8 protein-coding genes are annotated in these 11,315 nt (G+C 63.3%); 2 read left to right on the top strand and 6 right to left on the bottom strand.

The genetic code is table 11. The annotated features are described in order from the left end of the window. Nucleotides 1-90: 90 nt before the first annotated feature. The 3 genes from RW095_RS09350 to garL form a co-directional block, all read right to left on the bottom strand. On the bottom strand, nt 91-2,106 hold the full coding sequence (locus RW095_RS09350) for a glycoside hydrolase family 28 protein (protein WP_317018652.1): 2,016 nt from the start codon (nt 2,104-2,106) through the stop codon (nt 91-93). 203 nt (nt 2,107-2,309) lie between these two features. Continuing rightward, nucleotides 2,310-3,224, bottom strand: coding sequence for a 2-hydroxy-3-oxopropionate reductase (locus RW095_RS09345; protein WP_317018650.1), 915 nt, complete (start codon nt 3,222-3,224; stop codon nt 2,310-2,312). Between the two features lie 54 nt (nt 3,225-3,278). Continuing rightward, complete coding sequence (gene garL / locus RW095_RS09340; RefSeq protein ID WP_317018649.1) at nt 3,279-4,085, bottom strand: 2-dehydro-3-deoxyglucarate aldolase; 807 nt, start codon at nt 4,083-4,085, stop codon at nt 3,279-3,281. Nucleotides 4,086-4,309: 224 nt separating this feature from the next. Between garL and RW095_RS09335 the strand changes: the two genes are divergently transcribed. Then, complete coding sequence (locus RW095_RS09335) at nt 4,310-5,917, top strand: aldehyde dehydrogenase (NADP(+)) (RefSeq protein WP_317018647.1); 1,608 nt, start codon at nt 4,310-4,312, stop codon at nt 5,915-5,917. A 113-nt stretch (nt 5,918-6,030) separates the two neighbouring features. On the opposite strand, the gene RW095_RS09330 is transcribed toward RW095_RS09335, so the two are convergent. From RW095_RS09330 to kdgD, 3 genes are all read right to left on the bottom strand, one after another. Continuing rightward, the gene (locus tag RW095_RS09330) at nt 6,031-6,774 is read right to left on the bottom strand and encodes a FadR/GntR family transcriptional regulator (RefSeq protein WP_201703129.1); all 744 of its coding nucleotides are present in this window, start codon (nt 6,772-6,774) and stop codon (nt 6,031-6,033) included. A 232-nt stretch (nt 6,775-7,006) separates the two neighbouring features. Next, complete coding sequence (locus tag RW095_RS09325; protein ID WP_317018644.1) at nt 7,007-8,356, bottom strand: MFS transporter; 1,350 nt, start codon at nt 8,354-8,356, stop codon at nt 7,007-7,009. A 185-nt stretch (nt 8,357-8,541) separates the two neighbouring features. Then, on the bottom strand, nt 8,542-9,459 hold the full coding sequence (kdgD, locus tag RW095_RS09320) for a 5-dehydro-4-deoxyglucarate dehydratase (RefSeq protein ID WP_317018643.1): 918 nt from the start codon (nt 9,457-9,459) through the stop codon (nt 8,542-8,544). A 233-nt stretch (nt 9,460-9,692) separates the two neighbouring features. Here kdgD and garD point away from each other — a divergent pair, with 233 nt between their 5' ends. Continuing rightward, the gene (gene garD, locus RW095_RS09315) at nt 9,693-11,282 is read left to right on the top strand and encodes a galactarate dehydratase (RefSeq protein WP_317018641.1); all 1,590 of its coding nucleotides are present in this window, start codon (nt 9,693-9,695) and stop codon (nt 11,280-11,282) included. The last annotated feature ends 33 nt before the right edge of the window (nt 11,283-11,315 follow it).

Below are 11,315 nucleotides of genomic sequence, written 5' to 3'. Positions count from 1 at the left end.
GTTTTTTTTGCGCAGGTTTTTGCTCGGCCTCGAAGCGCGTCGCAGGTCGCCTGGGGCGCGGCGGAGCGAAAGCCCCACCGCGTTCGACGCCTAGCGCTGGTCAGTCACATTCGTGTTGTACGTCGTCGAGCCGATCACCACGTTCTTCAACGTGATGCCATTGACGTTGTACGCATAGATCGGCCCGGGCGTGGTCGAGGTGGCCGGTCCCGCGCAAACCGCCGTGCCCAGGTTGCAGTTGGAGATGGTGACGCCCGTGATAGGCGGGATCGTCGGCGCGGGCGTGGGGCCGTTGTAGTCGAACGCAACCGGCCCTTGTGCGACGATTGCCTGGAAGCACGAACCGGTGACGCCGCCGACGGTAACGTTGCTCGCCTGCACGTTCGATATGTTCACGTTCTGCACGACGGCAGGCCGCGTTCGTATCGCGTCATTGGCGGGCTGATAATCGCAGTCGAATGTGATGAGACCGCCTTGGGCGGCTGACGGATTGGCCGCGCTCGCGGTGGCGACGCCGAGCGGCACCGTGCCGTTGATCGGGCTGCCGGCGAGCAGCGCGCTGCCGTAGCCGCCGCCTTTCAATGCGACGCCGTTGGGCAGCGTCACCTTGTCGACATAGAAGTTCTTCACGAAGCCGCCGCGATTCATGTTCGTCTTGATGCGGATCGCGATGTTCAGCGGATTGGTCGCCCAGTTCTGATTCAACATTTGCAGATTGCGTGCGTAAATGTTCTGCACGCCGCCGCCCATTTCACTGCCGAGCGTAATACCGCCGTGACCGCTATTCATCGTGCAGTTCTGGATGACGTGGTTCTGCGCCGGACCGTACTGCGTATCCAGATCCTTGCCCGACTTGATTGCGATGCAGTCGTCGCCGGTATTGAATGTGACGTTGTCGCAGAGCACGTTATCGCACGCGTCCGGATCGAAACCGTCGTTATTCGGGCCGATGCTGTTGGTCGTCACGCCGCGAATCACCACGTTCTTGCAATCGGTCGGATGATGCTGCCAGAAAGGCGTGTTGTTCGTGCAGTAGTTCTCCATCAGCACATTCGTGCAGCCGATAAACTCGACCATGCACGGGCGCAGATAATGGCCGACGCCGAAGATACGCTTTGCAATCGGAACGCCGGCTTCCGAGAGAGCGGGCAAGTAGTTCTGATCTTGTTGCCATGGTGTCGTCGGACTCGTCAGCTGTGTGTAGAGCGCGTCGGAAATGCCTGGCGCGGCGGTCCGGAGGTCCACATTGTTCGGATTCCGATACACCTGCGAAGGTGTCGACGAACTCACGCAACCGTAGGCGCCATTCGAGCCCTTGAAGGTCCACCAGCACGTGGCCGTGTTGCCCGAACCTGAGAAGGGCGTCATCGCCTGGCCGTTCAGAACCGAGGTCGCATCTTCGCCGGTCAGCGCGATGTTGGTCTGATTGCGGGCATAGACGGGTGAGCCGTAGTTCAGGCAATCATTTGCCTGCCAGCGGCTGTAGAAGAGTTTGCCGTTCGCACCGCAGTCTACCGGGCCGTCCTTCGCATAGTCCGCCGGATTCGGGCTGAAATAGATCGTGCAATTCGCGCTGAGGTGAAAGTTGACGTTGCTGAGCAGCACGATCGGCCCCGCGCAATACCAGGTACCGGAGGGCACCACGACGCGGCCGCCCCCGGCCGCATTGCAGGCCTGAATCGCGGCGAGAAACGCAGGCCGTGAGTCGAACGACGACGGTGCGTTGGTCTGGTTCGAGCCGGGGCTCGCGGGTGAAGAAGAGCCGGTGTACGGATTCGTCGCGGCGACAACGGCGCAAGGCTGCGCACCATATTGCGTGACGACGAAGTCGCGCGACGGGAACATGGACTGCGTGACGCTGGCGAGCGACGCGATGATTTGCGTCGCGGCGCCGGAACTGCCCCAGATCGGATCTTCCGGTGTCAGGCCGGAACTGCCCGAGCCGCCGCACGCGGACAGGCCGCCGACGAGCGTCGCACCCGCCGAGGTCCCCGCGAACACGATGAAAGCCCGGCGTCCCGGCGAAGCAGGCTCAGCGCGACCAGAGTTCGCCGATGTCGCCCCTTTGCTGCCGCTTTTATATTGAGTTGCCACGAATGTCTCCATGCCCTTGAGGGCGTTGTAAATAATCGTCGATGCTCGAAAGTACGCGGTTCATTGCGACCGCTTCAATTCCATCAGTCATCCTTAATAAATGAAAGAAACGAAGGGATTTTGTCGGCTTGCACAGAGTTGGAACGCAATACGCGCCGTTTTACCCGTTCGTTGCATGGAACGGGCAAAGCGGCGCGACCGGATGCGCGCAGGGATCAGGCTGTTTGCTGGCCGATCTCGTGATTGGCGAGCACTTCGAGCGCGCGCACCATCGCGGAGTGGTCCCACGCTTTGCCGCCGTGCGCGACGCATGCGTTGAAAAGTGCCTGACAGGTAGCGGTATTCGGCAACGAGACACCGAGTGTCTGCGCGGTCTGAAGCGCGAGATTCAAATCCTTCTGATGCAGCTCTATCCGGAAGCCGGGGTCGAAGGTCCGCTTGGTCATACGCTCGCCGTGCACTTCGAGAATGCGCGAGGACGCGAAGCCGCCCATCAACGCTTCTCGCACGCGAGCCGGGTCCACGCCGGCTTTCGACGCGAGCAGCAGCGCCTCGCCGACTGCCTCGATAGTGGCCGCCACGATCACCTGATTGGCGACTTTGCATACCTGTCCCGCGCCGACCGCGCCGATGAGCGTGACGTTCTTGCCCATCATGTCGAACAACGGCTTCACGCTGTCGAAAGTGGCCTGCTCGCCGCCCACCATGATGGTGAGCGAGCCCGCCTTCGCGCCGACTTCGCCGCCCGACACCGGTGCGTCGAGATAATCCGCACCGGTTTCGCGTACGCGAGCGGCGAACTCGCGCGTGGCCATCGGAGAAATCGAGCTCATGTCGACCACCGTCTGTCCGGCATGCAAGCCGCTCGTCAGCCCGTTTTCGCCGAACAGCACGCGCTCGACGTCAGGTGTGTCCGGGACCATGATAAAGATCACGTCCGCCTGTGCCGCGACGGCGGCGGGGCTGTCGCAAGCCTGCGCGCCGGCTCCGGTGAGATCGTCGGGCACGCCGCTGCGCGTGAAGGCAGCGAGTGTGACGCCGTTCTTGAGAAGATTGGCAGCCATGGGCTTGCCCATGATGCCGAGTCCGATAAAGCCTGCTTTTTGCATGGAATGCTCCGGAGATGTCATGGCGGCCACGCTTGTGCCGGGCTGTGTGTGCTTAGCGCCTGCTTAGCGCCCGGTTCAGCTCTGGCCCGCCGGTTTCTGCATGAAGTGTTGGTGGACCGTCTGCGCGGCGTTCCTCAAAAGCCCGAGGTCGGCGCAGACGGCGATAATGCGGCAGCCCATATCACGATAACGCTCCGCGTCCGCTTGCACCGGTGCAAGAATGCCGCTCGGTTTGCCGGCGGCCTGCGCGCGGTCGAACACATGCGCAATCGCCTCCTGCACGTCGGGATGTCCGGCGTTGCCAAGATGCCCGTATCCCGCGGCGAGATCCGACGGCCCGACGAAAACGCCGTCGACCCCGTCGACGGCAAGAATCTCGTCGATGGCGTCCACCGCTTTGTGGCTCTCGATCTGCACGATCACGCAGACGTTATCGTTGGCAATGTCAAAATAGTCGGGTACCGTCGCATAGCGGTTGCCGCGGTGACCTACCGAGACGCCGCGAATACCCTGCGGCGGATAGCGCGTGGCCGCGACCGCGCGCGCCGCGTCGTCGGCGCTATCGACGAACGGCACGAGAAAATTCGAGAACCCGCTGTCCAGCAGCCGCTTGATGACGACGCTGTCGTTGCCGGGCGGGCGCACCACCGGGGCGCTGCGGCTGTCCTTGAGCGCCATCAGTTGCGGAATCAGCGTGAGGACGTCGTTAGGCGCATGTTCGGCGTCGAGCAGCATCCAGTCGAACCCGATCACACCGAGCAACTCCGTCACGATCGGGCTGGCGAGCGAGGCCCAGCAGCCGATCAGGGTTTCGCCCCCGCGTACCGCCTGGCGAAAACTGTTGGGAAGGGACTGATAAGGCTGGCAGAGCGCGGTAGGCATGAACGTTTTCCTCGAACGGCAATGGATCGGGCTAGTTCCGACGGTGGCTTAACCGCATGTTATAGGTCGTCGTATATCTTTATCCAGAGTAGCACCGGAGGGAGTCGTTGTAACGGGCACGTTAACCCGAATCCAAGCCGAGACAAGGCGGTGCAGGTTGCGCAAGGGTGCCGCATGTTGTAGGATGACATATATCTTTAGCATTCAATCCAAAGGAAAGAGACATGTCCAATTCCAGCGAAGTCACCGGTCGGATTACCGGCGAAATGCTGATCGGCCGTAAATCGGTGCGCGGCGCCGAAGAGGCGCTGCACGCGTTCAACCCCGCCACCGGTACAGACATCGCCGAGCCGGTTTTTGGCAGCGGCACCGCTCAGGACGTCGGTCTCGCGTGCGAACTGGCGCGGAAAGCGTTCGATCCGTACCGTCAACTGCCGCTCGCCGTGCGCGCGGAGTTTCTTGAGCGTATCGCCGACGGTATCACTGCGCTGGGCGATGCGCTCGTCGAGCGTGCGCAGCAGGAGTCGGGCTTGCCGAAAGCGCGCCTCGAAGGCGAGCGCGGCCGCACGACCGGTCAGTTGAAGCTGTTCGCCCAAGTCGTTCGCTCGGGCCAGTGGCTCGACGCGACGCTCGACTCGCCGCTGCCTGAGCGCAAGCCGCTGCCGCGTTCCGATCTGCGTATGCAGAAGATTGCGCTCGGCCCGGTCGCCGTGTTCGGCGCAAGCAACTTCCCGCTCGCGTTTTCGGTGGCGGGCGGCGATACGGCTGCGGCGCTCGCGGCCGGTTGCCCGGTGGTGGTGAAGGCACATCGTGCTCACCTCGGCACGTCGGAAATGGTGGGCCGCGTGATTCAACGCGTCGCACAGGAAATGGATTTGCCCGAAGGCGTGTTCTCGCTGATCGTCGGCGCGGGCAATTCGGTCGGTGAAGCGCTGGTCGCGCATCCGGCGATCAAGGCGGTCGGCTTCACCGGTTCGCGCGCGGGCGGCCTGGCGCTGGTGCGCGTCGCGGCGGCGCGCCCCGAGCCGATTCCGGTCTTTGCGGAAATGAGCAGCATCAACCCGGTTTTCCTGCTGTCGAACGCGCTCACGCAGCGCACCGAGAACATCGCGCGCGGTTTCGTGGATTCGCTCGTGCTCGGCGCCGGCCAGTTCTGCACCAACCCGGGCCTTGCAATCGCTGTGGACAGCGACGCGCTGAAGAACTTCGTCGCCGTGGCGTCCGAGGCGCTGAGCGGCAAGCCCGCGCAGACCATGCTTACGTCGGGCATCCATTCGGCGTACACGCAAGGCGAGAGCAAACTGGCCGATATCCCGGGCGTGGAGGCGGTGGCGCGTGGCGTCGACGTGACGGGGCCTAACCAGGCGCGCGCGGCATTGTTCGTGACCGACGCCCAGACGTTCCTCGCCACGCCGGCGCTAGAAGACGAGGTGTTCGGACCTACATCGACGATCGTGCGTTGCAAGGACGAAAACGAATTGCTGCAGGTTGCCGAGCACTTTGCCGGCCAGTTGACCGCGACGATCCAGATGGACAGCGCCGACGTGCCCGCAGCCAGAAAGCTCGTGCCGATTCTGGAGCGCAAGGCCGGCCGGCTTCTGGTCAACGGCTATCCGACCGGCGTGGAAGTCTGTCACGCGATGGTTCACGGCGGCCCGTTCCCGGCTACGTCCGATAGCCGCGCGACTTCGGTCGGGACGACCGCGATCGAGCGTTTCCTGCGCCCGGTCTGCTATCAGGATTTCCCGGCCGACCTGCTGCCGCAGGCGCTGGCCGACGGCAATCCGCTCGACCTGTGGCGCCGCCGGGATGGCGAGATGACGCGCAGCTGATCATTGCGCTTGAACTGTTGCTGAAATGAAAAATGGCCGGGCAGGCGACTCCCCGGCCATTTTTTTGCATATTCGCCGTGAGAAACAGAAACGGCCAGGTGCTCAACGAGCCGTCAACTATGGCTCTCTGACATTTCGTTCGCGCGGCGCAGCCGTTCGCGGCTGTTGGACAGATGCATGCGCATTGCTGCGCGCGCGCCTTCGGCGTCGTGCCGGCTGATCGCTTCGAGAATGCTCTCGTGCTCCAGGTTGACGAGCGACAGATACGCGTCCGGCTCAGCGCGCGCAATGCCCGCCGAGTCGAGCCGGTTGCGCGGAATCAGGGCGCTGCCCATTTGCGTGAGGATGTCCACGAAATAGCGGTTGCCCGTGGCGCGCGCCACCGAGATATGGAACTGCAAATCGGCGTCGACGCTGTCGCGTCCGTTGTGACGCGTCGCTTCGATCGCGTCGAGCGCGGCGCGCATGCGCGCGATGTCTTCCGGCTTCGCGCGTTGAGCGGCGAGACCCGCACATTCCGTTTCGAGGCTGATGCGCAGTTCTAGAATAGACAGCACGTCGCGAAGCGTGGTGGCCGGCACCATGTCGATGCCGAGCTTTTCGCGCTGCGGTTCGAGCACGAAGCTGCCGATGCCGTGGCGCGTCTCGATGATCTTGCCCGCCTGCAGGCGCGAAATCGCTTCGCGGATAACCGTGCGGCTTACGCTCAGCGTGACCATGAGTTGCGATTCTGTCGGCAGCTTGTCGCCGGGCTTCAGGGCGTTTGACGCGATCTGCTCGGTGACGTAGTTGACGACGAGCTCGGCGAGATTACGAGCGCGTCGTGGCGGTGCCGCGGATGCCAGTGGTGTAGCCATCGAAAACGCCCCTTGAATCAGATAGTTGCAGAGACTTCGTGCGATCCATTATACCGTCGTCTGACGACTGATTATAGAAAGGCCGGATCATTTAGCGCCGTGCCGCCGTGCCGCCATGCCGCCATGCCGCCGTGCCGCCGTGCCGCCGTGCCGCCGTGCCGCCGAGCCTGCCTCGGCCGAGAACTGGCGGGCGCGCGGTACGGCGCTGCCGGGCGACGGCCCGGCGCGGCGATCAGCTCGGGCGCAGTTCCACGCGCTTGATGTCCTTCACGATCACGAGGTAGCTGAACACCGTCAGCAGCGCATTTGCGCCCACGAAAACCAGCGCGCCATTGAACGAGCCGCTCTTCGCCACGAGATAGCCGATCACGATCGGCGTGACGATGCCGGCCACGTTACCGAACATATTGAAGATCGCGCCGGACAAACCGAGCGCTTCCTTCGGCGACGTATCGGCGACCACCGCCCAGCCGAGCGCACCGATGCCCTTGCCGAAGAACGCGAGCGACATCAGCGCGACGACGACCCAGTCGGTGGAAACGTAGTTGCAGCCGATGATCGACACCGACAGCAGCATGCCGCCGACAATCGGCACCTTGCGTGCGACGGTCAGCGAATGGCCGCGCCGGATCAGCGAATCGGACAGGATGCCGCCGAGCACGCCGCCCGAGAATCCGCAGATCGCGGGCAACGACGCCACGAGGCCCGCTTGCAGGATCGTCATGCCGCGCGCCTGCACGAGGTAGATCGGAAACCACGTCAGGAAAAAGTACGTCAGCACGTTGATGCAGTACTGCGCGAGATAGACGCCGACGAGCATCCGGTTGCTCAGCAATTGACGCACGAGGGACCAGCCGCCTGCCTTCTCGACGTTTTCGCGACGCGCGTTGTGGTGGCCGCTCACCACGCCGCCGCCCTGTTCGATGTACTCGAGTTCCGCAGCGGACACGCCCGGGTGGTCGGCGGGATGCTTCATCACCTTGAGCCAGGTGAGGGCGAGCAGCAAGCCGGCGACGCCCATCACCACATAGACCATGTGCCAGCCGAACGCGTGCGTGAGCCAGGCCATCAGCGGTGTGAATACGACTGCCGCGAAGTATTGCGCCGAGTTGAATATCGCCGATGCCGTGCCGCGTTCCTTGGTCGGGAACCAGCTTGCCACTACCTTGGCATTAGCCGGAAAGGCCGGAGACTCCGCCGCGCCCATCGCGAAACGCAACACAAAGAGACCTGTGACCGCGGCAGCCGCGCTGCCGAGCAGGCCGATGGAGCTTTGCAGCAGCGTGAAGAGCGACCAGAGGAAAATGCTCGCGGCGTACACGCGCCGCGCGCCGAAGCGGTCGAGCAGCCAGCCGGCCGGCAGTTGCGAGAGCACATAAGCCCAGCTGAACGCGGAGAAAATGTAACCCATCCGGATCGCGTCGAAGCCGAACTCGGCGCGCATTGCCGAGCCGGTGACCGACAGCGTCGCGCGGTCCGCGTAGTTGAACGTCGTGATTACAAAGATAAGCAGCAGGATCGCGTAGCGTACTTTCGTGCGCTTCGCAACGTTCGCGGAACTTGCCGTGCGGCTCAGGTCCATGGTCATCTCCTTAGTTCTTATGCAAGGGAGCGGGCTCCCGGCCTTCGCGGCGCGGCTGCTCCCAAACGCATGTGCAAAAAACGCCCGGCGGACGGTGTTGTCCCCCGGGCGCTGTTGCGCTGCCGCCTGTGCGGCGCTCATTTCCCGGCCGACGCGAAGTCAACGCGCCGGCCAGGCGCGCAGCATCACTGCGGGCCGAGCTTCTTGATGAGCGCGTCGAGTTGCGCCATTTCTTCTTCGGTCAGATCGGTCAGCGGCGCGCGCACCGGGCCGGCGCTATGGCCAACCAGCTTTGCACCTGCCTTGACGATGCTGACCGCGTAGCCTGCGCGGCGATTGCGGATCTTCAGGTACGGCAGGAAGAACTCGTCGATCAGCTTGCCGACGGTCGCGTGGTCGTCCGCGGCGATAGCGCGGTAGAAGTCCATTGCCGTCTTCGGAATGAAGTTGAATACTGCCGACGAGTACACCGGAACGCCCAGCGCCTTGTATGCCGCGGCGTAGACTTCCGCGGTCGGCAGGCCGCCGAGGTACGAGAAACGGTCGCCCAGACGGCGGCGGATCGTCACCATGTTTTCGATTTCGCCCACGCCGTCCTTGAAACCGATCAGGTTCGGGCAGCGCTCGGCGAGGCCTTCGAGCATGTCGGCGTTGAGCTTGGAATTCGCGCGGTTGTAGATGATCACGCCCATGTTCGGCACGGCCTTGCAGACCTCTTCGGCGTGCGCGGCGATACCTTCCTGGCAGGCTTCCGTCAAATAATGCGGCATCAGCAGAATGCCGTTCGCGCCGTGGCGCTCGGCTTCTTTCGCGTACGCAATGGCGACGCGCGTCGGGCCGCCCGCGCCGGCCAGAATCGGTACCTTGCCCTTGCACACTTCAGTCGCGGTACGCACCACGTTCGAGTAGTCGTTATGCGTCAGCGAGAAGAACTCGCCCGTGCCGCCTGCAACGAACAATGCCGACGCGCCATACGGAGCCAGCCATTCCAGGCGCTCGGCGTAAGTGTCGGCGCGGAAATCGCCGTTTGCGTCAAAGTCGGTGACCGGGAAGGAGAGGAGGCATTCCGAAACGATCTGCTTGAGTTCCTGCGGTGTAGTCATGATGTATGTATCCGGGCGTCGCTATGGGTTGGAATCGGTTGGACTGGTGATCGATAGAAATGAAGATTTCTTATACGTCATCGTACAACAACAATTCGGCTAACTCAACGGGGTTTTCGCGGCATAATGCTGGTCATAGGGTAAATACGGAACATCTGGGCAAACATGTATGTTGTAGGATGACGTATGAATAGCTGGCGTAGAAGGCGTAAATCGCCATAAGGATCGATGCAATGGAACTCTCACCGCTCTACATTCGCGTTCACCCCAACGACAATGTCGCGATCGTCGTCAACGACGGCGGCCTGGGCGAGGGCGCGGTTTTTCCCGACGGCCTCGTACTGCGGGAGCGCGTCCCACAAGGGCACAAGGTGGCGCTTGCCGACCTGGCCGAAGGCGACGAGGTCATCCGCTATAACGTGGTGATCGGCTATGCGCTCAAGGCGCTGCCCAAGGGAAGCTGGATCAATGAACACGTGATCCGCATGCCGAGCCCGCCGGGGCTCGAGGACCTGCCGATCGCCACCATCAAGGCGCCGGAAATGCCGCCGCTCGACGGCTACACGTTCGAGGGCTACCGGAACGCCGACGGCTCGGTGGGCTCGCGCAACATCCTGGCGATCACCACGACCGTGCAGTGCGTCGCCGACGTCGTCGAGCATGCGGTTGTGCGGATCAAGTCCGAACTGCTGCCGAAATATCCGAATGTCGACGACGTGGTGGGCCTCGGCCACACCTACGGCTGCGGCGTGGCGATCGACGCGCCGGACGCAATGGTGCCCATCCGCACGGTGCGCAACATCGCGCTGAATCCGAACTTCGGCGGCGAGGTGATGATGGTGAGCCTCGGTTGCGAGAAGTTGCAGCCGGAGCGTCTGATGCCGCCGGGCACGATCCCCATCGCCGCGGCGCAGAATCCGAGCGAAATCGCGGATATCGGCGATCTCGGCGCCGACGAGAACGGCGACGTGGTCGTGCTGCAGGACGAAGCGCACGTCGGCTTTCAGTCGATGATCGAGTCGATCATGAGAACGGCCGAAGGGCACCTGAGGCGGCTGAACAACCGGCGTCGTGAAACCTGCCCGGCGGGGGATCTCGTCGTCGGCGTGCAGTGCGGCGGCAGCGACGCGTTCTCCGGTCTCACTGCGAATCCAGCCGTCGGCTTCGCGACCGACTTGCTGGTGCGTGCCGGCGCCACGGTGATGTTCTCGGAAGTCACCGAAGTACGCGACGGCGTCGACCAGTTGACAGCGCGCGCGGCGAACGCGGACGTCGCTCAGGCGATCATCCGGGAGATGCAGTGGTACGACGATTACCTGAAGCGCGGCGGCGCCGACCGCAGCGCGAACACCACGCCGGGCAACAAGAAGGGCGGGCTGTCCAACATCGTCGAAAAGGCGATGGGCTCGATCATCAAATCGGGTAACTCGGCGATTTCCGGCGTGTTGTCCCCGGGCGAGAAGGTGCGCCAGAAAGGGCTGATCTACGCGGCCACGCCGGCGAGCGACTTCATCTGCGGGACGCTTCAGCTCGCGGCCGGTATCAACCTGCACGTCTTCACGACTGGCCGCGGCACGCCGTATAGTCTCGCGGAAGTACCCGTCATCAAGGTCGCTACGCGCTCGGACCTGGCGCGCCGCTGGCATGATCTGATGGACATCAACGCGGGCACGATTGCAACAGGCACGGCAACGATCGAAGAGGTGGGCTGGGAGCTGTTCCGCTTCATGCTCGACGTTGCGAGCGGCCGAAAGAAGACTTGTGCGGAGAAGCTCAAGCTGCACAATGCACTGGCGCTCTTCAATCCGGCGCCGGTGACCTGATCGCCGGATTCAGCGGGCCGCGATTTCGCGGCT

It is taken from the genome of Paraburkholderia kirstenboschensis, from assembly GCF_032806925.1.
Taxonomy (GTDB): Bacteria; Pseudomonadota; Gammaproteobacteria; order Burkholderiales; family Burkholderiaceae; genus Paraburkholderia; species Paraburkholderia kirstenboschensis.
Note: the sequence above shows the minus strand (reverse complement) of the source record. Positions and strands in the feature narration are given on the sequence as shown.